Annotated in this window: 17 protein-coding genes; 8 read left to right on the top strand and 9 right to left on the bottom strand. The window is 75.2% G+C overall.

Annotated features, from left to right (window positions below; all coding sequences use genetic code 11):
* Window positions 1-23 precede the first annotated feature (23 nt).
* Window positions 24-1,031, top strand: a complete 1,008-nt coding sequence (locus tag JOF54_RS06835; RefSeq protein ID WP_210054165.1) for a DUF559 domain-containing protein — start codon at window positions 24-26, stop codon at window positions 1,029-1,031.
* Here JOF54_RS06835 and JOF54_RS06830 read toward each other — a convergent pair.
* Together JOF54_RS06830 and JOF54_RS06825 are read right to left on the bottom strand one after the other, a co-directional pair.
* Window positions 1,019-1,864, bottom strand: coding sequence for an SMP-30/gluconolactonase/LRE family protein (locus JOF54_RS06830; protein WP_210054163.1), 846 nt, complete (start codon window positions 1,862-1,864; stop codon window positions 1,019-1,021). The genes JOF54_RS06835 and JOF54_RS06830 overlap by 13 nt on opposite strands.
* Complete coding sequence (locus tag JOF54_RS06825; RefSeq protein WP_210054161.1) at window positions 1,861-4,503, bottom strand: glycoside hydrolase family 2 protein; 2,643 nt, start codon at window positions 4,501-4,503, stop codon at window positions 1,861-1,863. The genes JOF54_RS06830 and JOF54_RS06825 overlap by 4 nt, the downstream gene beginning before the upstream one ends.
* Window positions 4,504-4,583: 80 nt before the next feature.
* Here JOF54_RS06825 and JOF54_RS06820 point away from each other — a divergent pair, with 80 nt between their 5' ends.
* The gene (locus JOF54_RS06820; protein WP_210054159.1) at window positions 4,584-5,219 is read left to right on the top strand and encodes a TetR/AcrR family transcriptional regulator; all 636 of its coding nucleotides are present in this window, start codon (window positions 4,584-4,586) and stop codon (window positions 5,217-5,219) included.
* Window positions 5,220-5,231: 12 nt separating this feature from the next.
* Here JOF54_RS06820 and JOF54_RS06815 read toward each other — a convergent pair whose 3' ends face one another.
* A complete protein-coding gene (locus JOF54_RS06815) occupies window positions 5,232-6,365 on the bottom strand; it encodes a GNAT family N-acetyltransferase (RefSeq protein ID WP_210054157.1) in 1,134 nt (377 codons plus the stop codon).
* A 299-nt stretch (window positions 6,366-6,664) separates the two neighbouring features.
* On the opposite strand from JOF54_RS06815, the gene JOF54_RS06810 reads away from it, so the two are divergent.
* Window positions 6,665-8,002, top strand: a complete 1,338-nt coding sequence (locus tag JOF54_RS06810; protein WP_210054155.1) for a hemolysin family protein — start codon at window positions 6,665-6,667, stop codon at window positions 8,000-8,002.
* A gap of 119 nt (window positions 8,003-8,121) precedes the next feature.
* A complete protein-coding gene (gene trpS / locus JOF54_RS06805; RefSeq protein ID WP_210054152.1) occupies window positions 8,122-9,138 on the top strand; it encodes a tryptophan--tRNA ligase in 1,017 nt (338 codons plus the stop codon).
* Between the two features lie 29 nt (window positions 9,139-9,167).
* On the opposite strand, the gene JOF54_RS06800 is transcribed toward trpS, so the two are convergent.
* The 5 genes from JOF54_RS06800 to JOF54_RS06780 form a co-directional block, all read right to left on the bottom strand.
* Window positions 9,168-11,744 (bottom strand): CHAT domain-containing protein, encoded by a 2,577-nt coding sequence (locus JOF54_RS06800; RefSeq protein WP_210054150.1) that lies wholly within the window; start codon window positions 11,742-11,744, stop codon window positions 9,168-9,170.
* 195 nt (window positions 11,745-11,939) lie between these two features.
* Window positions 11,940-12,458, bottom strand: a complete 519-nt coding sequence (locus JOF54_RS06795; RefSeq protein WP_210054148.1) for a hypothetical protein — start codon at window positions 12,456-12,458, stop codon at window positions 11,940-11,942.
* The gene (locus JOF54_RS06790; protein WP_210054146.1) at window positions 12,455-13,102 is read right to left on the bottom strand and encodes an RNA polymerase sigma factor; all 648 of its coding nucleotides are present in this window, start codon (window positions 13,100-13,102) and stop codon (window positions 12,455-12,457) included. Before JOF54_RS06790 ends, JOF54_RS06795 begins: the two co-directional genes overlap by 4 nt.
* Complete coding sequence (locus JOF54_RS06785; RefSeq protein WP_210054144.1) at window positions 13,099-14,928, bottom strand: S8/S53 family peptidase; 1,830 nt, start codon at window positions 14,926-14,928, stop codon at window positions 13,099-13,101. Before JOF54_RS06785 ends, JOF54_RS06790 begins: the two co-directional genes overlap by 4 nt.
* A gap of 109 nt (window positions 14,929-15,037) precedes the next feature.
* Complete coding sequence (locus tag JOF54_RS06780; protein WP_210054142.1) at window positions 15,038-16,936, bottom strand: Na+/H+ antiporter; 1,899 nt, start codon at window positions 16,934-16,936, stop codon at window positions 15,038-15,040.
* Between the two features lie 82 nt (window positions 16,937-17,018).
* Here JOF54_RS06780 and JOF54_RS06775 point away from each other — a divergent pair, with 82 nt between their 5' ends.
* The 3 genes from JOF54_RS06775 (at window position 17,019) to JOF54_RS06765 (ending at window position 21,229) form a co-directional block, all read left to right on the top strand.
* Window positions 17,019-18,230, top strand: coding sequence for a phosphotransferase (locus JOF54_RS06775; protein ID WP_210054140.1), 1,212 nt, complete (start codon window positions 17,019-17,021; stop codon window positions 18,228-18,230).
* Between the two features lie 140 nt (window positions 18,231-18,370).
* Window positions 18,371-19,951, top strand: coding sequence for an acyl-CoA mutase large subunit family protein (locus JOF54_RS06770; RefSeq protein ID WP_210054139.1), 1,581 nt, complete (start codon window positions 18,371-18,373; stop codon window positions 19,949-19,951).
* 54 nt (window positions 19,952-20,005) lie between these two features.
* Window positions 20,006-21,229: an amidohydrolase gene (locus JOF54_RS06765; protein WP_210054137.1), complete on the top strand. Its 1,224-nt coding sequence runs from the start codon at window positions 20,006-20,008 to the stop codon at window positions 21,227-21,229.
* Between the two features lie 18 nt (window positions 21,230-21,247).
* Here JOF54_RS06765 and JOF54_RS06760 read toward each other — a convergent pair whose 3' ends face one another.
* A complete protein-coding gene (locus JOF54_RS06760) occupies window positions 21,248-21,778 on the bottom strand; it encodes a hypothetical protein (protein WP_210054135.1) in 531 nt (176 codons plus the stop codon).
* Window positions 21,779-22,028: 250 nt separating this feature from the next.
* On the opposite strand from JOF54_RS06760, the gene JOF54_RS06755 reads away from it, so the two are divergent.
* A complete protein-coding gene (locus JOF54_RS06755) occupies window positions 22,029-23,144 on the top strand; it encodes a BMP family lipoprotein (RefSeq protein ID WP_210054132.1) in 1,116 nt (371 codons plus the stop codon).
* Window positions 23,145-23,209: the final 65 nt, after the last annotated feature.

The following is a 23,209-nucleotide window of genomic DNA, read 5'->3' as shown; positions in this document are numbered from 1 at the left end:
CCAGGGGTGGCGACCGTGGTGGTGTGCGACGTCCTCCCGAGCTCCCCGTCGGCCTGCCCCCGCTGGCCCGTCGGCAGCAGAGGGTGGTCACGCGTCACCAGCTGGTGGCGTTGGGACTCAACCACTTCGAGATCCGGGCGCAGCTGCAGGCTCGACGGTGGACCGCTTGGGGCGCTCACGTCGTGCTGCTGCACAACGGGGACCCGACGCCGCGGCAGCGGATGTGGGCTGCCGTGCTCGACGCGGGCGAGCCCGCAGCGTTGGCCAGCCACACGGCGCTGGAGCTGTGGGGCTTCCGGTCCTTCGCGGCGGAGTCGTCAGCGGTGCATCTCGTGGTGCCGCGTGGTGCCAAGGTGCACCGCTGGCCCGGCCTGGTGGTGCACGAGTCGCGACGGTTGCAGCCGGACGAGCACGTCCTGCGGCAGGGGCTGCCGTGCACCCCGGCTGCCCGCTCGACGCTGGATGCCGCGGCGTGGCAGCCCTGGCCGCGGTTCGCCTGCGCGCTGCTCGCCGCCGTCGTGCAGCAGCGAGTCTGCACGGTCGACGACGTCGACGAGGCGCTCCGGAGGATCGGGCGGATCCGGCACAAGGCCCATCTCCGGGATGCCCTGCGCGACATCGCCGGCGGTGCGGAGGCGGTCAGCGAGCTGGACCTCGGCCGGCTCTGCCGACGGTTCGGGCTGGTTCCCCCCGCCCGCCAGGTGCGGCGTCGTGGCGCCGACGGTTCGCTCCGCTACCTCGACGCCGAGTGGGAGGTGAGTGGCCGCCGTGTGGTCCTCGAGGTGGACGGCGCTCACCACCGGGACGTGGGGCACTGGCAGGCGGACATGCGCCGTGACCGGGAGCTCGTCGTCACCGGGGCCCGGGTGCTGCGAGCCACGGCGTCAGAGGTGAGGTTCGAGCCGGAGGTGGTGGCCCGCGACCTGCTCAGGGCCGGGGTGCCGCGGAGTTGTCAGAAGCCTGTTGACCCAGGGGTCAACTCACTTCTGACAAGTCGGCAGGAGGGTGGGCGTCGGGGTCAGGCCGGGTAGGGGACCGGGAGGAGGCCGCGGGCGCCGACGTCGGCGACGTAGACCGAGCCGGCGTGGGGGCCGCCGGAGCCGCCCTCGTCGGAGGTGGTGATGAAGAGCTGGTCGAGGTCGTCGCCGCCGAAGGTGCAGGCGCTGGTCTGGGTGGGGCCGTCGACCTCGACGACGTCGAGCACCGCGCCCGAGACGGGGTCGAGGCAGCGGACCTGGCCGCCGCCCCAGACGGCCACCCAGAGGCGGCCGTCGCGGTCGACCGTCATCCCGTCGGGGGAGTCCTCGCCCAGGTCGGCGAGGGTACGGCGGTCGTGCCAGGAGCCGTCCTCGGCCACGTCGAAGACGTCGACGTGGGAGGTGGGGGTGTCGTTGTAGTACACGCGCCGCCCGTCGGGCGACCAGGCCAGGCCGTTGGAGACCGAGACGCCGGTCAGCACCGTCGAGACGTCGCCGTCGACGCCCAGCCGGTAGAGCGCGGCCCCGCCGCTCGGGTCACCGGTCTGCATCGAGCCGCAGAGGAAGGCGCCGTCGGGGGCCGTGGCGCCGTCGTTCATCCGCCGCCCCTCGTCGGACCACAGCTCGCCGAGGTCGTGGGTGGTGCCGTCGTGGTCGACGAGGACGAAGGAGCGCAGCGCCGCCGCGACGAGGCCGCCGCCGGTCCGCGGGCGGAAGGCCCCGACGAAGGAGCCGACCCGGGTCCGGCGGGCCACCGTGCCGTCCGCGGCGAGGCTGACGACCTCGCCCTGGTAGGCGTCGGTGATCCGGAGGCCCTCGCCGGGCCACCAGACCGGGCCCTCCCCGTGGCCGGCGACGACGTCGGAGAAACGGGTGGCGCGCGTCATGGCGTCAGCGTAGGACCCGTCCCGACGTAGCGGCCGGCGGCCACCGCCCCCACCCCGGCGTCGGCCGGCAGCCCGGTGACCAGCACCGTCACCGACTCCCCGTCGCGCAGGTCGAGGTAGTTGTCGCTGAACCGGGCGGCCGGGTGGTCCGGCGCCGTCACCCGCACCAGGTAGCTGAACCCCGTCGACGTCAGCGTCACCGCGAGCGTCCCCGGCCCGGCCACCTCGACGACGTGCTCCAGCCGGCCGCCGCCGAGCGGCAGGTCCTTGATCTCGGCCAGGAAGGCCCGGCCGGGCCCGAACGCGCCGTCGGCCGCGTCCACCCACAGGTAGCGGTCCGCGCTCAGCCCTTCCGGTCCGCCCGACCAGCCCCAGACCACCTCCGACGCGCCCGCCGCCACGTCGACCGGGACCTCGACGCGCAGGTGCTCGGTCCCGTCGAAGCCGGCCAGGGTGACGACGGCCGTCGTCCGGACCGGGGCGGTGCCGCTGGACGTCACCCACAGCTCGGCCGTGCCCGCCGCCGCGTCGACGCGGAAGCTGGCCAGCACGGGGGCGAAGGCCCGGCGCAACGCGTAGTAGCCGGCCTTGGGGACGGTGTCGTGGTCGACGACCGACCAGCTGAACCCCGGCCAGACGTCGTTCAGCTGCCAGACCAGCGTGCCGCTGCAGTGCGGCTGGCGCCGCCGGTAGTGCTCGACGCCGAACTTCAGCCCCTCGGCCTGGGACACCATGGTGAAGTCGACGTACTCGGCCATCGAGGTGGGCAGGCCGGTGACGATCTCCAGCAGCGCGTCGCCCTTGTCCTTGGGGTGGTCCTTGTTGTGCGCGTCGAAGGCGTCGCTGTGCACCGCCAGGGACGCCTGGTCGACCCAGCGCTCCAGCGTCGCGAGGGCCGGCGAGGCGTGCAGCCCGAACTCGCTGACGAACTTGCCCCGGTCGTTGGCGTAGCGCCGGTAGTGCCGGGCCTCGCCGACGGAGTCGTAGGGGCCGCCGCCCGCGCCGAAGTCGAAGCCGTGCCAGACCTCCCAGGCGTGCCGGTCCCCGTCGAGGACCCCGTTGACGGCCATGAAGCCCTCCGCGGAGTCCTCGCCCCACGGGCTGCCGGGCCAGTAGGGCGTGCTCCCGTCGAACCGCTCGACCGCCGCGGGCAGGATCTCGTGGAAGAAGTGCTCGCCCCAGCCGCCCGGTCCGTAGCCCTGGTAGGCGAAGCCGTGGATGAGGTGGACCTCGTTGTTGCCGCTCCACAGGGCCAGGCTGGCCCGGTTGCGCAGCCGCCGCACCTGGTGCTCGGCCTCGGCCGCCACCTCGCGCTGCAGCTCCGGGTCGTCGCTGGGGTAGTCGGTGCAGGCGAACATGAAGTCGTGCCAGACGAGCACGCCCAGCTCGTCGGTGGCCGCGTAGAAGGCGTCGTGCTCGTAGACCCCGCCGCCCCAGATCCGCAGCATCGTCATGTTCGCGTCGCGGGCCAGCCCGACGAGGGCGCGGTACCGCTCGGCCGTCACCGAGCCGACCATCATGTCGGCCGGGATCCAGCACGCTCCACGGGCGAACAGCGGGACGCCGTTGAGGACGAAGCGGAACAGCCGGCCGCCCTCGGGGTCGTCGGCGCGGTCCAGGGCGACCGTCCGCAGCCCGACGCGGTCGGTCCGGACGTCGAGCACGTCGTCGCCCTCGCGCAGCTCGACGCGGACGTCGTGCAGGGCCGGGGTGCCCAGGTCGTGGGTCCACCACAGCTCCGCGTCCTCGACGACGAGCCGGCCGCGGGCCTCCCCGTCCTCCACCGGCAGCGCGGCCGTGAGGACGCGGCCCGAGGGCGCGGTCAGGGTGACGTGCGCGGTCCGGCCCGGTGCCGCGACCACGGCGTCGACCTCGACGAGCAGCTCGACCTCCGCCGTGCCGCCGGTGAGGGCGAGGGTGCGGACGTGGTGGTCGCGGACCACGGCCCGCCGCTCGCGGACCAGCGTGACCCGCTGCCAGATCCCGACCGACGGCAGCCGCGGCCCGAAGTCCCAGCCCCAGGAGAACGTCGCCTTGCGGCGACGGGTGGCCAGCGGGAGCATCGCCGGCAGACCGCCGCCCTCGCCCGGGTCCTCGGCCGCGTCCCCCTCCCCGCCCAGCTGGGCGAACACCGCGCCCAGCCGCTGACCCAGGTCGGCGACGGCGGGCGGCACCGTCAGGCCGGCGAGCGGGGGCGCGAAGCGGAGCAGCAGGGCGTGGTCGGCGCCGTCGGCCAGCGCGTCGGTCACGTCGAGGACGAGCGGGGTGAACATGTTCTGGTGGGCGGCGAGCGGCCGCCCGTCCAGCCACAGCTCGACGACGGTGTCGAGGCCGGCGAAGACGAGCCGCAGCCGCTCGTCGGCGGCCAGGTCGCCCGGCCCGGCCAGCGTGGTGCGGAACCACCAGTCCTGCTCCTCCACCCAGCGGGCGTCGTCCTCGTGCCGGTCGCGGTAGGGGTGCGCCAGCAGGCCGGCGGCGATGAGCGACTCGTGCACCCCGCCCGGGACCAGCGCGGGCACCCACGGCCGCGGGTCGGCCACCACCTCCTCGGGCGTTCGGCCGGGTACCGCGCCGAGGAGCGCGAAGCCCTCGACCGGGGTGCTGGAGCGGGGCGGGCGGACGTCGGCGGTGCGGGGCATCGGTGCTCCTGGAGGCAGCGGCTCTCAACTGACAGTGACTACCATAATCGCGGCGAACGCTCGGCCGCTAGCCTGCGGGCGTGGGGCTGAGGGAGCAGAAGGCGCAGCGGACGCGGACGGCGATCGCCGACGCGGCCCTCGACCTGTTCGAGCGCCAGGGCTACGACGCGACGCCGATGGAGCAGATCGCCGAGGCGGCGCAGGTGAGCCCCTCGACGTTGTACCGCTACTTCCCGACCAAGGACGCCACCCTGCTGGACCACCCGGGCATGGACCTGGCCTCGCTCAGCGCCGAGCTGGGCCGGCGGCCCGCCGACGAGCCGCTCGCCGAGGCCCTGGGCGCGGCGGTCCGGGCCGCCCTGGAGCAGGCCGACGCGCACGCCGACCAGCTGCTCCGGCTGCGCCGCCAGCTCGACGTCACCCCGGTGGCCCGGGCGCGGCTCTGGGACCTCTGGCACGCGCAGCGCACCCGGCTGGAGGACGCCATCGCCGCCCGGGCGGGGGTGCCGGCCGGGACGCTGTGGGTGCAGCTGAGCGCGCACACCTGCCTGCTCGTGGTGCAGATGGCCCTGGACCGGGTCCGGGCGACGCCGACGCCGGGCTCGGCCGTCGCCCACGCCGCCGAGGTGATGGCCGGGCTGGCGGGCCCCGACGTGGTGCTGCCCCGGCTGCCCCCGACCGCCGACGACCCGCTCCCCGGTGCGCCGGCCGGCTGACGACCCGGGGCCTCAGGGCCGCGCGTAGAGGACCAGGTCGTCGCGCGTCCCGTCGCCGAGCGGCTCGCAGCGGGGCAGGACGCCGACCTCGCGGTAGCCGGCCTCCGTCGCCACCCGGCGCGACGCGGTGTTGCCCGCGGCGGCTCGGACGAGCAGGGAGTCGACCAGACCCGTCTCCTCGGCGTGCCCGGTGACCCGGCGGGTGGCCTCGGTGAGCACCCCGCGGCCGCGGGCGTCGGGATGCGCCCAGTAGCCGATCTCGGCGCGCTGGCTGTAGCCGCCGAAGCCCTCCAGGCTGATCGCGCCGAGGCAGCGGTCGTCGCCCGCGTCGGCCACGCACCAGACCAGGCCGGTGCCCTCGGCCGCGGCCTCGCGGGTGGACTCGACGTAGCCGAGGGCGTGCTCGCGGGTGTAGGTCCGCGGCAGCGAGACCAGCCAGTGCTGCGTGCGGGCGTCCCGGCAGGCCTCGGCGATCCGGTCGGCCTCGGCCTCGGCGAAGGGTCGCAGGCGGATCCGGGGGCCGGAGAGCACGGGCGGGTCGGCCCAGAACCGGGCGGTCCGCGGGTCGGTCGCCAGCAGGGTGCCGACCCAGCCGTCCAGCAGCTCGCCGCGGTGCACGAGCGAGGCGCGGACGACGCCCTCGCAGGGCCAGCCGGCGGCCGCGGCCACCCGTCGGGACCCCCAGTTGCCGACGGCGGCGCGCCAGCGGACGGCCTGCAGCCGGGCCACGTCGAAGGCGAAGTCGCGGACCAGCCGCAGCGCGCCGCTCATCAGGTGCCGGCCGCGGGCGTCGGGGTGCAGGCCGAAGCCGACCTCGCCGACGCCGTCGCCCTGCAGCCGCAGGTCGATGCTGCCGCAGAACACCCCCGGCCGGTCCCGGCCCTCGACCGCCCAGCAGAGGTTCTCCCCGCTCCGCCAGCCCGCGACGACGACGTCCTCCAGGAAGGAGCGCGCGTCGGCCAGGCCGTAGCCGCCGGGCGGGGTCGGCACCGTCGTCCAGCGGATGCTCTCGGGGTCGCGGCACTGCTCGACGACCCGGGGTAGGTCGGCGGCGACGAGGGGCCGCAGGGTCACCCCGACGGCCGGGTCGACCAGGACGGGCACCTCGTCGGGGTGGGCGCGGGCCAGCAGGGGGGCGTCGGGCATGGGCCCATCCAAGCCAGCGCGCGCGGGCCGGGGCAACCGGGTTGCGGCCCCCGGGCGGCGGGTCACCGCGTCGGCCGGTTCGCGGGCGCCGTCCCCGCTCACTACCCTGGTGCGGTGACCAGGACCGACCCGGCCGCGGCGGCCTCCGCCGTGCCCGCGACGACCGAGCCCGCCGCCCCGGCGGTGGACGGTCCGCTGCTGCCCGACGCCGACGAGGGCGACGCGCACAGACCCGGGGACTCCGTCGGAGTCCCAGCCCCCTCAGCCGCCTCGCGGCCCGCACGTCCCAGGACCGCAGCATGAACCCCGTCCTCGTCAACATCGCCCTGATCCTGCTGTTCATCGTCGTCGGCGGCATCTTCTCCGGAGCCGAGATGGCGCTGGTCTCGCTGCGCGACAGCCAGGTCCGCCAGATCGCCCACCAGGGCAAGCGCGGCCAGACCGTCGCCCGGCTGACGGGCGACCCCAACCGCTTCCTCAGCGCCGTGCAGATCGGCGTCACCCTGTCCGGCTTCCTGTCGGCCGCCTTCGGCGCCGCCACGCTGGCCGACGACTTCTCCCCGGTGCTGCAGCGCCTGGGCCTGGCGCAGGGGCCTGCGGACACCGTCGCGCTGGTGCTCATCACCATCGCCATCTCCTACGCCTCGATCGTGCTGGGCGAGCTGGCGGCCAAGCGGCTGGCCCTGCAGCGGGCCGAGAGCGCCGCGCTGCTGCTGGCCCCCCTGGTCGACCGGATCGCCTGGTTCGCCCGGCCGGTCATCTGGTTCCTCGGCGTCTCGACCAACGTCGTCGTCCGGATCCTCGGCGGTGACCCGAAGGCCAGCCGCGAGGAGGTCACCGACGAGGAGATCCGCTCGATGGTCAGCGGCTCGACCACGCTCGGCGCCGAGGAGCGGCGGATCGTGGACGACGTCTTCGACGCCGGCGAGCGCGGCCTGCGCGAGGTGATGCTGCCGCGCACCGAGGTCGACTTCCTGCCCGGCGACCTGCCGGTGCACAAGGCGGTCCGCGAGCTGAGCAAGGCGCCGCACTCGCGCTACCCGGTGACGGGGGAGTCGGCCGACGACATCCTCGGCTTCGTGCACGTCCGCGACCTGCTGGACCCCGACGTCAGCACCCGGAGCATCCCCGTCTCCGACCTCGCCCGCCCCGTGCTCTCGATGCCGGACACCGTGCGGGTGCTGCGCGCGCTCAGCGAGATGCGCCGCTCGTCCTCGCACCTGGCCATCGTGCTCGACGAGTACGGCGGCACCGCCGGCATCGTCACCATGGAGGACCTCGTCGAGGAGCTCATCGGCGACATCACCGACGAGTACGACGTCGTGGAGGAGCCGCGCGTCGGCCTCCGCGGCGACCTCGAGGTGGACGGCCTCATCACCCTCGACGAGTTCGGCGAGCGCACCGGGTTCGTGCTGCCGGAGGGCCCCTACGACACCGTCGCCGGCTACTTCATGGCCCAGCTGGGCCAGCTGCCCGAGGTGGGGGACAGCATCCAGTCCGACGTCCTGCCCGTCGAGGCCGACGACGCCGAGCCCACCCCGCTGGAGCTCCGGGTCAGCGAGCTGGACGGCCGCCGCGCCGCCCGGCTGGTGGTGCACCGCGTCGACGGCGGCGAGCTGCTGCCGCGCGTCGAGTAGGCCGTCGACGGGCTCAGGCCGCGGGGTCGCCAGCGCTCAGGCCGCGGGGGTCGACAGAGCTCGGGCCACGGGCAGAACGGACGGGCGCCGGGTGCGGGCTGCGTGATTGGATGGACATCATGTCCACCTCCGACCGCAGCGGCCGGCCCCGCGTCCTCTCCCTCGCCCAGCCGACCGCGGACTCCCTCCACCTCGGCAACTTCCTCGGGGCGCTGCGGCAGTGGGTGCCGCTGCAGGACTCCCACGACGCGTTCTACGGCGTCGCCGACCTGCACGCGCTGACCGTCGAGGTCGAGCCCGCGGTGCTGGCCGAGCGCTCGCTGCGCAGCGCCGCCCAGATGCTGGCCGCCGGCATCGACCCCTCCCGCTCGACGGTGTTCCTGCAGTCCGCGGTGCCCGAGCACACCCAGCTGATGTGGGTGCTGTCGGCCATGACCGGCTTCGGCCAGGCCCAGCGGATGACGCAGTTCAAGGACAAGTCGGCCCGCTTCGGCGCCGAGGCCACCAACGTCGGGCTGTTCACCTACCCCGTGCTGATGGCGGCCGACATCCTGCTGTACCAGGCCGACCGGGTGCCGGTGGGGGAGGACCAGCGTCAGCACCTCGAGCTGACGCGCGACCTCGCCGGCCGGTTCAACTCGCGCTACGGGCGGACCTTCGTCGTCCCCGAGCCGCACATCCTGCCCTCGGTCGGCAAGATCCAGGACCTCGCCGACCCGACGGCGAAGATGAGCAAGAGCTCGTCCTCGCCCAGCGGCATCGTCGAGCTGCTCGACGAGCCGCGGGTCAACGTCAAGAAGATCAAGTCCGCCGTCACCGACTCGGGCCGCGAGGTGACCTACGACGAGGTGGCCAAGCCCGGCGTCGCCAACCTGCTGACCATCCAGTCGGCGCTGACCGGGACGCCGGTCCCCGAGCTCGTCGAGGGCTACGCGGGCCGCGGCTACGGCGACCTCAAGAAGGCCGTCGCCGAGGCCGTCACCGCCTTCGCCGCCCCCTACCGCGAGCGCACCCTCGAGCTGATGGGGGAGCGGACCGAGCTGCAGGCCCTGCTCCGGGACGGCGCCGAGCAGGCCCGCGCGGTCGCGAGCCGCACCCTCGCCGACGTCTACGCCAAGGTCGGCCTGGTCCGCTGAGCGGCTGACGCGGGTCGGTCGGCCGGAGGTCAGCGCGACGCGAGGGCGAGCCCGACGGGCTCGGCCGGGCGCACCCGCGGGGGCACCGCCCGCCAGGACGAGCCGAAGCAGACGAACGGCACGACCGACCCGTGCTCGGTGGCCCCGGCGAGCGCGGTGGCCGCGTCGTCGCCCCCGGCCAGCCGGCGGTGGTAGTCGACCATCACCTCGCGGGCGCGGTCGTCGGCCACCTGGCTGACCCCGGCGACGACGCAGCGCGAGCCCAGCGCCAGCAGCACCCGCGTCCAGCCCAGCGCCTCGTCGCCGGGCCGGGTGGTGGCCTGGCCCAGCTCGCAGGCCGAGAGCACGACGTGCGGGGCCACGGCGCCCACCTCGTAGGCGAACAGGGCCCCGTCGGCCAGCTGGAGCGAGGAGAACAGCGGGCTCTGCCGCTGGTGGGACCCGTGCGCGGCGACGTGCACGACGGTGGCCGTGGCCAGGCTCGTCGTCAGCCGGGAGCGGGTCGCGCCGCCGCCGGTCGCGGCGGTCGCCTCCGCCGTCGGGCGCCAGGTGGTGGCCACCTCCGACACCTCGTCGACGGCGCTGGCCAGCCCCGGCCCGGCCAGCGCGGCCACCCGCAGCGGCTCCGTGCCGGCAGCGCCGCGGGTGCCCGCGAGCCAGGACGTCGCCGTGGGGGACACCTCGACGGGACGGCCGCGCAGGCTGGGCAGGCAGGTCCACGGCAGCGTCGACGTCGGCCCGGTGGGCACGACGACGAGCGCCTGGTCCCCGAGCCGTAGCGGCCGGACCAGCTGCGCGTCGAGGGCCGCGAGCGAGCGGGCCAGGGACCGCTCCACCGCCCGACGCACCTCTGCGGGCACCCGGCCCAGCGCGAGCACGTCGAGGTCGGCCTGCGCGCGGCGTGAGAGCTCGACGGTGCGGGCGTCGCCGGGCAGGTCGACGACGCGCGGCCGGCCCCGGCCCAGCACCACGGCCGACCAGCGGCCCTCGACCTGGACGTAGCTGACCAGCACCTTCCCCTGCGCCGCCACCTGCTCGGCGACGGTGGCCATCGGCGCGGCGTGCACCACCTCACCGGCCCCGACGGCGCGCCAGGAGAGGGCGTTGAGCTGGCTGTACAGGGCGGCGCTGCGCTGCCGCAGGGCCAGCACGGTGCTGCGCTCGGCCGGGTCGTCGCCGAGGGCCCGGAGGGCCTCGGTGACCTGCCGCAGCTCGGCCAGCGCCGGCTCGGACGCGTCGGCGGGCGGGGTCACCGCCGTCAGCCGGCGGGAGACCGCGCGCCCGCGCTCGACGGCGTTGAACAGCCCGGCGGGCCGGCGCCCCGCCAGGGCGAGCCGCAGGTCGAGGGCGACGAGCCGCCGGCCGTGCACCGCGCCCGCGGTCTGCAGGTCGAGGCTGCCGAACTGGGCCTGGTGCCGGCCGAGCTCGGTCAGGCCGGACCGGACCTGGCTGCGGGCGGCCGCCTCCTGCTGCCCGGCGAGGGAGATCTCGGCCGCCACCACCCGCTGCTGGAGCTTGAGCCCGATGGGGTCGGTGCGGCTGATGGGGTCCAGCTCGGCGAACCAGGCGCGGGCCTGGTCGGGGCGGCCCAGCGCCGTCAGCGCCGCGCAGCCGACCAGCGCCGCCGTCCGGGCGGACAGCTCGAGGTCCTGCGCCGCGAACTCCGCCGCCAGCCGGCGGGCGGGGGCGAGCAGCCGGGCGGGCGGGCGGCCGGCCGCCTGGTCGGCGGTCAGCAGGGTCAGCTCGGCGACCCGGCGCCAGCGGTCGTTGCCGCGCCGGGCGAAGCGCGTCCGGGCCGAGGCGGCCAGCGCGCGGGCGTCGCCGAGCCGCTCGCCGAGCAGCGCGCACTCGGCCCGGGCCAGCTCGGTCTCGGCCCGCTCGTGCGTCAGCCGGCCGCGGCGGAACTCCTGCTCGGCCTGCGCCAGCACCGCGTCGGCGGCGTCGGTGAGCCCGGCCTCGATGAGCACCCGCGCCCGGTCCAGCCCGGAGATGGCCAGCGACGTGCCCGCCGACAGCGCGGCCGCGTCGTCCATCAGCTGCAGCGCCCGCGGCAGGTTCCCGCGCAGGTGCTCGAGGTAGCCGAGGTTGTGCGCGGCCATGAAGGCGACGCTGCCCAGGCTGTCGTCCGCCGAGCCCTCGGCGAGCCGGACGGCGCGCTCCAGGTCGTGCCGGGCGGCGCCGAGGTCGAGCCTCTGCAGGGCCAGGTTGCCGCGGTTGAGGTGCAGGATGCTCGCGTCGCGCCGGGACGCGGAGGCCTCCAGCCCCTCGGCGACGCCGAACTCCACGAGGGCCGCGTCGTGCTCGCCGCGGCGCAGGGCCCGGGTGGCGGCGGCGTTGTGGACGGCGAAGCCGAGCGCAGCGTCGTCGAGGTCCTCGGCCAGCCGGCGGGCGTCGGCCAGCCGCGGGCCGCCGTCCCCGCGCGTCTCGTCCTCGACCACGGCCAGCGTCATCAGCACCCGGACGCGGACGGCCCGGGCTTCCGCGTCCGGCGGAGCCGCGTCCAGCAGGTCCAGGGCCCGCAGCAGCCCGCGGTGCGCCAGGTCGAAGCGTCCCCGGTCGCACTGCGCCTGGGCGCGGCGGTGGGCCGCGGTCGCCTGGACCAGCACCCGCCCATCCTGGCCCGCACGGCGGGTCACGTACAGAGGCAGGCGACGGTGCTGTCGGTCCTCGCTCCGCTCGGACGCGTCCGGGGCTCTGGCCCGCCGGCGTCGTCGTCCCGGGTGGACGAGGAACGTGTCCACCCGCTCCTCCTCCGTCCGGCGGCGCCCCGTCCGGTTGCCGCTCGGGTTCGCTCGACCCTCTTACAGCTCCACCGCCGGGCTCAGGACCGTGGCCTCGCCGTCGCCGGCGGGGACGTGCAGGACGAACTTGGCCAGGCCGACGGGGACGCGCTCGAAGACGAAGCGGCCGTCCTCGTCGGCGGTGGTCGCCTGGCTGCCGCCGGCGTGCAGGACCTCGACCCGGACGCCGGCGCCGGGGGCGGCCCAGCCGTCGACGCGGACGCTGCCCGCCTCCTGCGGGGTCAGGGTGACCATCGTGGTCACCGACTCGCTGGTGAAGGTGATGGTCCGGACCGCCTCCGTGGAGCTGCGGGCCCCGGAGCCGACCAGGTCGACCTGGGTGAGGGTCGCCACCTCCGCCTGCAGCGCGTCGAGGGTGAGCTCGAACTCGATCCGGTCCACCAGGCCCTCGGGGACGGGGTCGTGCTCCTCCAGCAGGGCGCGGATCGCGCCCAGCACCGCGGCGTCGTCCGCGTCGAGCGGCTCGGCGGCCAGGGCGTCGAGCCGGGCGTCGTCGTCGCGCGGGTCCGGCGTGCTCACGGGGTCTCCCAGGCGGGATCGGCGGCCAGGGCCAGGCGGAGCTTCGCCAGGCAGCGGCCGCGGGTGGGTCCGATGCTGCCCTGGGGCATCCCCAGGGAGCGGGACAGCTCGGCGTAGTCGGGGCGGTCGGCGAAGGCGATCACCCGCAGCAGCGCCCGGCAGCGCTCCGGTAGCGCGGCGATGTGGCGCCACAGCGTCGAGTTGGTGGCCGCACCCAGCACCTCCTCCTCGACCGACGGGGTGCCGACGGCCTCGACCACGGCCCCGGCGGCGCTGTCGCTCGCCTCGAAGTCCTCGGGGCGGGTGCGGGTCTGCGCCCGCGACACCCGCCACGACTCGCGCTTGGTGCTGACCACCAGCCACTGCAGCACCGCCACCGGGTCGGTGATGGTGTCGGCGTGCCGCACGAGGGCCAGCCACACCGTCTGCAGCACGTCCTCCGCGGTCGCCGCGTCCAGCCGGGCGCCGCGCGCGGTGTGCCACAGCAGCGGCGTCACCAGCGTGACCAGGTCACCCATCCGCGCCGCGTCGCCGTCGCGGTAGGCCAGGAACAACCGCGCCGCCCGCACCGCCAGCCGCTCCGGCTCCGCACCGCCGGCCCCTCCCGTCCGGCCGTCCGCCCCGTCCTCCACCGCGCCCGTCATCGCCCCACCCACGTCCCGTCCGTGTGCTCGCCGTCCGTGGTGCCGGTGGTCCCGGCCCCGTCCTGCCCGTCCTGCCCGTCCTGCCCGTCGTGCCCGGTCGTGTCCGGCCCGGTGGTGCCCGGCCGGACCAGCGACGGCACCCGGGCGGTCACCGCGGCCCAGGCCCGCGCCACCGCGGCGGCCGGGTCGACGTCGTCGGCCCGCAGGGCGCCGGAGGCGTGCAGGTGCTGCGCGATCTCCCCGACCAGCACCGGCGCCGAGAACGACGTGCCGCTCCAGACCCCGAAGCCGGCGCTGAAGTCGTCCGGGTCGATGGTGGCCCGCGGCGCCATCCCCAGCGGACGGCGCTCCAGGGTGGGGGAGCGGGAGCCGTCGAAGGCCGGCAGCGTGCTGACCAGGGCCGCGCCCGGCCGGTGCGCGTGCACCCACGGACCCTCGTTGGAGAACAGCGCGACGGTGCGGTCGGGGTTGGTGGCGCCCACGGCGACGACGGGCACCTCGTCGGCCAGCGGGGCCGGCACCAGCCCGCCGGGGTGCGGGGAGAAGGCCGCCGGGTACATCGGCCGCAGGGTGGCGTCGTTGCCGGCCGAGACGACGACGGCCACGCCGAGCCGGCCCAGCGCCCGGACGGGGGCGAGCAGCAGGGGGTCGAAGGCCGCGTCGGCCGGGGTCTCGTGGTAGTAGCCGAGCGACATCGAGACGACGTCGACCAGCTCCTCGGGACGGCCCCGGCGCAGCGCCAGCGCCTGGCGCAGCCAGAGCATGCCGAGGGCCTCCAGCAGGTCGGCCTCGGCGACGACGCCGTCGCCCTGCACCACCCGGACGGCCAGCAGCCGCGCGTCCGGGCACTTCTGCCGGACCAGCCCGGCGATGAAGGTGCCGTGGCCCGCGCTGGGGTCGACCTCGCCGACCAGGGTGTTGCTGCGGACCGACGGGTCCTCGGGGGCGGTCGAGGCGTCGGTGAGCCCGATTCGCAGCCCCTCCACCGTGGGGGCGCGGTCGACGACCTCGCCCTCGGGGAGCCAGTAGTGCCGGCCGATCCCGGTGTCGAGGACGGCGACGACGGGGCGCCGGCGGCCGGCCGGCAGCGGGCTCAGCACCGGCTCCGGACCCAGCCAGGCCACCGGGGTCCGGCCGCCGTGCCCGGGGGCGGCGTACTCGGCCAGCCCGCCCGCGGCGTCGGTGCCGCCGGGCACCTTCCAGTAGGGCTGGCCCGAGGTGCCGGGGACCTTCCAGTACGGGTTGCCCGACGCGCTCGGCACCTTCCAGTACGGGTTGGCCGTGACCCCGTCCTCCCCGTGCGGCGTGACGACGTGGTCGAGCTGGACGCTCGCCCCCTCGACCGAGTCGGCCGGGTAGCTGTGCCGGAAGGCCTGCAGCACCGGCCAGGCGTCGGGCGGGCCGACGGGGCCGTCGTCGTAGCGGGCCCGCAGCTCCACCCGGAGCACCAGCGGCTGCGGCTCCTCCGGGCCGATCCCGGCCGCCCGGGCCAGGTCGCGCAGCCGCACGTCCAGCGGGTCGACGACGACGTCGAGGCCGAAGCGCGTGCCGGCCACCTCGGTGAGCCGGGCCAGCACGGCGTCCTCGTGGGCGGTGGGGCGGACCAGCAGCCGGCTGCCCCGGTAGACGGTGCTCTGCAGCGGCTGCCCGCCGGCGCGGACGGCGGTGCTCGGGTCGAGGGTGCGGCCGTCGTGGCGCTGCAGCAGGTCCGCGGGCGGCGCCCCCCGCTGCGGCGAGGTGTCCATCCCGCTGGTGTCCACCGGGCCGAAGCCGGTCAGGGGCGCTCGCTGGCCCGGGGTGGCGCTGGCGCGGGGGTCTGAGGTCATCGCTCGCTCTCCGGTGGGGTCGGGCGGCGCGCGGGCGCGCCCACCCAGTTGTACCGGTCAGGAGGCGATCTGGGGAGCCCTGATACACCGCTCCCGGGACGGGCTGCGCTCAGCCGAGCCGCTCGTCCACGTAGCACCAGCGCCAGGACTCCCCGTCCTCGTGGCTGCGCATCACCGGGTGGTGGCTGGTGCGGAAGTGCCGCTCGGCGTGCCGGCCCACCGAGGAGTCGCAGCAGCCGACGTTGCCGCAGGCCGCGCAGCGCCGCAGGTGGACCGACCGGGTGCCCTCGCGGACGCAGTCGAGGCAGACCTCCGAGAGCGGCTCGGCGTCGACCTCGGCGGGGGCGGCGTCGAGGTGCACGCAGGAGCCGCTGGGATCGACCGGAGTGGCCACCGTCTGGTTCTCGCTCAGCCGGTCGGCGCGCTCGGTGGCGATCGTCAGCATCGACTCCTCGATGTCGAAGCTCGCCAGCACCTGCTCGATGACGTCGTGGTCGACCGTGCCGCTGGAGCGGATCCGCAGCACCTCGTCGCGCTCGGCCCGCATGGCGCCCAGCCGGAGCCGGCGGTACTGCTCGGCCGGGGTCTCGGTGGAGTCGCGGCCGGTGCCCAGCTTCTCCCACAGGGCGTCGGAACGGGCGGTGATCCGGTCCCGGACCAGCTGCACGGCGCTCGGCTCGTCGTCGGGCCGGGCCTGCTCCTCCAGCGCCGCCAGGCCGGCGTTCCCGGCCGTGGTCAGCACCGTGGCCGCCTGCAGGGCGTCCGAGCGCGCGTCGGGCCCGCGCATCCGCAGTGCCCGGACCAGCCAGGGCAGCGTCAGCCCCTGGATCAGCAGGGTGCCGGCGGTGACGACCATGGCGGCGAAGATCAGCACCGCCCGGTGCTCGACGTCCTCGGGTATGAGGAAGGCCGCCGCCAGCGTGACGACACCGCGCAGCCCCGCCCAGCCGACGACGACGGTGTGCGACCACGGCGGCCGGCCCTCGCCGGTCTCGCGGTCGACGCGGTAGATGAGGAAACGGGAGATCGTCACCCAGACCAGCCGCAGCACGATCACCCCGACCAGGACCGACACCACGAACAGCGCGATCAGGCCGCCGGACAGCGTCGAGGTGGACAGCGCCTCGATGATCCGCCGCGCCTGCAGGCCGATCAGCAGGAAGACGGTGTTCTCCAGCAGGAACTGGATCGTGGCCCAGTTGACCCGCTCCGCCAACCGCGACTGCCCGCTCTGGATCACCGGCGACTTGTGGCCGAGCAGCAGGCCCGCCGTCACCACGGCGATGACGCCGGAGCCGTGGTAGTCCTGGTAGCCGAGCTCCTCGGCGGGCAGGTAGGCCACGAAGGGCACCAGCAGCGAGATCGCGGTGTCGAAGACCGGGTTGTTCACGTGCCGGCGGACGGCCACCGCGAGCGCGGCCACCGCTGCACCCACCAGGGCGCCGGTGACGGCGATGGCGAAGCCGAGGCCGATCTCCGCGGCGCTGACGGCGCCGGCGATGGCCACCAGGGCGACGCGCAGGCAGGTGATGGCCGTCGCGTCGTTGAGCAGCGACTCGCCCTCCAGCAGGGTGACCACCCGGCGCGGCAGCCCGATCCGGCGCGCGATCGCGGTGGCGGCCACGGCGTCGGGCGGCGCGACGACGGCGCCCAGGGCGAAAGCCACCGCGAACGGGACGGGCAGCAGCAGCCAGGTGAGCAGGCCGATGCCGAGGGCGGTGATGACGACCAGCAGCACCGACAGGAAGCCGATGGGCCGGAAGTTCGTGCGGAAGTCGATGACCGACGAGCGGATGGCGGCCGCGTACAGCAGCGGCGGCAGGAAGCCGATGAGCACCAGCTCCGGGGTCAGCTCGGGCTCGTCGATGAACGGCACGAAGGACGCCCCGATCCCGACGAGCATGAGCAGCAGGGGCGCCGGGAACCGGATCCTGTCGGCCACGGCGGTCACGACCAGGACCGAGGCGACGATCGCGCAGATGCCGAGGGCTGTGTCCACGGGCGCCATGGTCCCATCCCCGTGCGCGCCCGGCGGGCCGCCGCCGACCGGTGGGACCTCCCCGGGGCGGGGCCTCTGGCAGGATCGCCGGATGGACGACGGCGCCGGCCTGCTCACCTCCGCGGAGGTGGGCGACCTGCTGGGCGCCGCGGTGGAGCACGCCGGGGGCCGGCTGGCGGGCTGGCGGCTGGACCACGTCGACGCCAGCCCGGGCCGCAGCACCACCGCCACCTACGCCGCCACCGTGGCCTGGCCGGGCGGGGTGCGCGAGGAGCTGCTGGGTGCCAGCGCCCGGGTGGGCGGACGCCGGGGCAACGACGAGCGCGCGGTGATCTTCGGGGACGGCGACCGGGAGGTGGCCGTCTGGCTCTACCCGGCAGACCCCGACCTGCCCGGCCTGCCGCGCGCCGCCGTGCCGCAGGAGCTGGCCCGGCTGCTGACCGAGCACGACGTCTGGGGCGGCGCGGTGCGCCCCGAGGACCTGGCCGTCGAGGTCGTCAGCTACCGGCCGCGCCGGCGGGCGGTGCTGCGGGTGCGCAGCCGGCGGCCCGGAGGACCGGCCACGGTCTACGTGAAGGTGCTCCGGGAGGCCCTCTTCGGGCCGGCGCTGGAGCGGCACACGCTGCTGAGCCGGGCCGGCCTCCCGACCCCGGTCGTGGCGGCGGCCACCCGCGACTGCCTGCTGGTGCTGCGCGAGGTGCCCGGGCGCCCGCTGGCCCAGGCCCTGTTCGACGAGGCGCTGCCCTGCCGGGCCGAGGAGCTGGTGGCCGTGCTGGACGCGCTGCCGGCCCAGGCCGCCCGGCTGCCCCGCCGGCCGGCCTGGTCCGACGCCGTGGCCGGCTACTCCGACGTGGTGGCCGCCGCGCTGCCGGCCCTGGGGCCACGGCTCGACCGGCTCGTCGGGGCCATCGCCGCCGGCACCGCGGGGGAGCCGCCCGGGGAGGAGGCGACCCACGGCGACTTCCACGAGGGGCAGCTCTTCGTCCGCAGCGGCCGGCTGACGGGGCTGATCGACGTCGACACCGTCGGGCCGGGCCGCCGCGTCGACGACCTGGCCTGCCTGCTGGCGCACCTGTCGACCGTGCAGCGGATGGACGCCGCCCAGGCCGCCGGGCTGGAGCGGCTGGTCCGGCTCTGGCTGCCGGTCTTCGACGCCCGTGTCGACCCGTCGTCGCTGCGGCTGCGGGCGGCCGGGGTGGTCGTCTCGCTGGCCACGGGCCCCTACCGCGGGCAGGAGCCGGGGTGGGCGGCGTCGACCACGGCGATGGTGGCCACCGCCGAGCGGCTGGTCGCCAGCGCCTGAGGACCCGAGCGTGGGGCCTCGTGCCGCGATGTCGCGGCACGACCCGCCACGATCCCCGCCCGGCGGAGCGGCGGGCGGTGCGGAGCGCTGTGGAAGCATGCAGGACGAGGCGCAGCCCCTGGCGCCCGCGAGGAGGACCCATGACCGGCCGGACCGAGTCCGGGACGCCGTTCGAGCCCGTCTACTCCGCCGAGGACCTCGCCGGCTTCGACCCCGCGACGACGCTGGGCGCTCCCGGGGCGCACCCCTACACCCGCGGCGTCCACCCAGGGATGTACACGTCCCGGCCCTGGACGATGCGGCAGTACGCGGGCTTCGGCACCGCCGCCGAGTCCAACGCCCGCTACCAGGAGCTGATCGCCCACGGGACGACCGGGTTGAGCGTCGCCTTCGACCTGCCGACCCAGATGGGGATGGACTCCGACGCCCCGCTCGCCTCGGGCGAGGTGGGCAAGGTGGGCGTCGCGATCGACTCGGTCGACGACATGCGCGAGCTGTTCGCCGGCATCCCGCTGGCCGAGGTCTCCACGTCGATGACCATCAACGCGCCCGCCGCGGTGCTCCTGCTGCTCTACCAGCTCGTCGCCGAGGAGCAGGGCGCCGACCCCGCAGCGCTGACGGGCACCATCCAGAACGACGTGCTCAAGGAGTACATCGCCCGCGGCACCTACATCTTCCCGCCGGCGCCCTCGCTCCGCCTGGTCAGCGACACCTTCGCCTACTGCGCCGAGCACCTGCCGCGCTGGAACACCATCTCCATCTCCGGCTACCACATGGCCGAGGCCGGGGCGACGCCCGCGCAGGAGGTCGCCTTCACCCTCACCGACGGCATCGCCTACCTGCAGGCGGCGCTGGCCGCGGGGCTGGCCGTCGACGACATCGCGCCCCGGCTGTCCTTCTTCTTCGTCGCGCGCACCACGCTGCTGGAGGAGGTGGCCAAGTTTCGCGCCGCCCGGCGGATCTGGGCCTCGGTGGTCCGCGACGAGTTCGGCGCGCAGAACCCGAAGTCGGCGATGCTGCGCTTCCACACGCAGACCGCCGGGGTGCAGCTGACGGCGCAGCAGCCCGAGGTGAACCTGGTCCGGGTGACGGTGCAGGCGCTGGCCGCGGTGCTGGGCGGCACCCAGTCGCTGCACACCAACTCCTACGACGAGGCGCTGGCCCTGCCCAGCGCGAAGGCGGCGCGGCTGGCGCTGCGCACCCAGCAGGTGCTGGCCCACGAGACCGACCTCACCAAGACCGTCGACCCCTTCGCCGGCTCCTACGTCGTGGAGTCCCTCACCGACGGCCTCGAGGCCGAGATCCGCCGCCTGATGGGCGAGGTGGCCGAGCGCGGCGGCGCGGTGCAGGCCATCGAGGAGGGCTACCAGAAGCTGGAGATCGAGCGCTCGGCCTACGACGTCGGCCTGCAGATCGACAGCGGCGAGCGAGTGGTCGTCGGGCTCAACCGCTTCGGCGGCGCCGAGGACGAGCCCTACGAGCCGCTGCGCGTCGACCCGGCCCTCGAGGCCGCTCAGGCCGCCCGGCTGACCCGGCTGCGCGCCGAGCGCGACCAGGCCGAGGTCGACGCCGCCCTGGCCGCGCTGAGCGCCGCGGCCACCGGCACCGACAACGTGCTCGTCCCGATGAAGCGCGCGCTCGCCGCCCGCGCGACGGTGGGGGAGGTCTGCGACGCGCTCCGCGCCGTCTGGGGCGTCCACCGCCCGAGCGACGCCTTCTAGTCCCGCGCCGGGACGGCCCTCGCCGCCGAGGGTGCGCGTGCGAGGATGACGTGGATGTCTTCCACCGCGAGCGACGCCCTCCGCCGCGCCCTCATCGACCGTGCCGTCGACGACCTGACCGACGAGCTGGTCGCGGTCCGCCGCGACCTGCACGCGCACCCCGAGGTCGGCAACGCCGAGCACCGCACGACCGCCCTCGTGGTCGAGCGGCTGGAGCGCGCCGGCCTGGTCGCCAAGGTGCTGCCCGTCGGGACGGGCGCCTGGTGCGACGTGCTGCCGGCCGGCTTCGACTACGCCGACGGCCTGGTGGGGCTGCGCGCCGACCTCGACGCGCTGCCGATCGGGGAGCGCACCGACCTGCCCTTCGCCTCGACCGTGCCGGGGGTGGCCCACGCGTGCGGCCACGACGTGCACACGACGATCCTGCTCGGCGTCGGGCTGGTGCTGGCCCGGCTGCGCGACGAGGACCTGCTGACCCGCGGGGTCCGGCTGATCTTCCAGCCCGCCGAGGAGACCAACCCCGGCGGCGCCGTCGACGCGATCGAGGGCGGGGTGCTCACCGACGTCCGCGAGGTGTACGCCCTGCACTGCGACCCGCGCACCGACACCGGCCGGATCGCCCTCAAGACCGGGCCCATCACCTCCGCCGTCGACCAGGTCCGGGTGACGCTGACCGGCACCGGCGGGCACACCTCGCGCCCGCACCTGACCCAGGACGTCGTCGGGGCGCTCGGGGCGCTGGCCACGCAGGTGCAGCTGCTGCTCTCGCGCCGGGTGGACCCGCGCAGCGGCGTCTCGCTGATGTGGGGCCGGATCCAGGCCGGCTCGGTCGCCAACGCCATCCCCAGCTCCGGGGAGATCGAGGGCACCCTGCGCGCGCTCGACGTCGCCGGCTGGCAGCAGGCCAAGGAGCTCGTGCCGCAGCTGTGCGCCGAGGTGGTGCGGCCCTTCGGCGTCGAGGTCCAGGTCACCGTCAACGACGGCGTGCCGCCCGCGGTCAACCACGTCCGCGGCGTCCGCCGGCTCACCCGCGCCGCCGAGGAGATGCTCGGCCCGCACGGGGTGACGACGACCGAGCAGTCGCTGGGCGGGGAGGACTTCTCCTGGATGCTGCAGCAGGTGCCCGGCGCCCTCGCGCGGCTCGGCGTCCGGCCGCCCGGGGCGTCCTCGACCCCCGACATCCACCAGCCCAACTTCGTCGCCGACGAGCGCTGCATCCCTGTCGGCCTGCGGGTGCTGGCCGACGTCGCCTCCTCCGCGGAGCGCCCCGGCATCTGAGGGCGCTCCGCAGCAGCCTCAGAGGTCGACGACCCGCACTCCCATGTTGACCGGGATGGTGACGGTGTAGCGGCGTGTGCTGCTCTTGGTCGAGGTGCTGGTGACCTCCTTGACGTCGGCTTTGACGTACCCGTAGGTGCGCTGGCAGAGCACCGACTCGTGCGACCTGAGCACGACGCTGCCGCCCGCGGTGGTGGCCTGGCTCGCGCTCTGGCTGACCGAGCTCGTGATGTCGATCGAGGTCGAGGCTTCCGCGACACCGAAGACCTGTGCCTTCACGCCTGCCGTCAGGGAGATGGAGCCGGTGGTCGTGCGCGAGATCGACTTCGTGAAAGAGCAGTGCATCGTCACCTTCTTCGACGACTTGTTCTCGAGCGAGACCGACTCCACGACCTTGAGGTGCTTCTTCACGTTCGACACCGTGACGCATCGGCTGGAGCCGGTACCACCCTGACAGCGGGTGGCGGCGGCGGCGGGGGGAGCGGTCAGCAGGGCGACAGGGCCAAGGGCCGTTCCCAGGACGACCAAGCCGGCAAGGAGCTTCTTCATCGGACCTCCGGAGTTCGTCGGGGCCGCGCTGGCCTCCGAGTGGTCGCGATCCCACCACCCTCGCAAGGTCCACGTCTGACGACACGCTGAGAGCCGGCGCCCGTTCCTCTCAGCCCGGGGGCTCGCCGAGCGTGCGGGTCGGCGGTGCCGGAGCCGGTATCGTTCGTGCACGGCGTGTGAGGCAGCGGCACGAGGATGCCCCGCTGCTCGCGCCTCCCACCGCACATCTGTCGCACCCTGGAGGTCCTCGGTGAAGAAGTCCTTGTTCGCCGGTTCAGCGCTCGGCGCTGCCGTCCTGCTCACCCTCGGCGCCTGCGCCGAGGCCCCGGGCACCGCCGAGCCCGGCGCCAGCACGAGCGCCAGCGCCGGCGCGAGCGCCAGCGGCGCTGCCGCCGACTTCAAGGCCTGCATGGTCTCCGACTCGGGCGGCTTTGACGACAAGTCGTTCAACCAGACCTCCTACAAGGGCCTGACCGACGCCGCCACCTCGCTGGGCATCCAGACCGGGCAGATCGAGTCGAACGCCGACGCCGACTACGCGACCAACGTGCAGTCCATGATCGACGCGAACTGCAAGATCATCGTCACCGTCGGCTTCAAGCTGGCCGACACGACGCTGGCCGCGGCCAAGGCGAACCCCGACGTCGACTTCGCCATCGTCGACTCGAACGACCCGAAGTTCGCCGGCGTCGAGAACCTCAAGCCGCTGGTCTTCAACACCGCCGAGTCCAGCTTCATGGCCGGCTACCTCGCCGCGGGCATGTCGCAGACCAAGAAGGTCGGCACGTTCGGCGGCCTCAAGATCCCCACGGTGACGATCTTCATGGACGGCTTCGCCCAGGGCGTCGACTACTACAACGAGAAGAAGTCGGCCGACGTCGCCGTGCTCGGCTGGGACGTCTCGAAGCAGGACGGCCAGTTCACCGGCGACTTCGAGGACCAGAAGGGCGGCGCGAACACCGCCGGCAACCTGATCAGCCAGGGCGCCGACGTCATCCTCCCCGTCGCCGGCCCCGCCGGCCTGGGTGCGCTGCAGGCCGCCAAGGCCAGCAGCGGCAAGGTCAACGCGATCTGGGTCGACACCGACGGCTGCGTCAGCGCCGAGCAGTACTGCCCGCAGATCATCAGCAGCGTCTACAAGGGCCTCGACGTGTCGGTCACCGACGCGATCAAGGCCTCCCAGGACGGCAGCTTCAGCTCCGAGCCCTACGTCGGCACCCTCGAGAACGGCGGGACCGGCCTCTCGCCGTTCAACCAGTTCGACTCCAAGGTCCCGGCCGAGCTGAAGACCGAGCTCGAGACGATCAAGACCGACATCGAGTCGGGCTCGATCACCATCGAGTCGAAGTCCCAGCCCAGCTCCTGAGCCCCGTCGATCGGGTGGTCCACCGGCGCCCCGGCGCCGGCCGGGCCACCCGATCGTCTCGTCCG

This window comes from Microlunatus capsulatus (assembly GCF_017876495.1).
Taxonomy (GTDB): domain Bacteria; phylum Actinomycetota; class Actinomycetes; order Propionibacteriales; family Propionibacteriaceae; genus Microlunatus; species Microlunatus capsulatus.
This window is presented reverse-complemented; position numbering and strand designations above follow the sequence as displayed.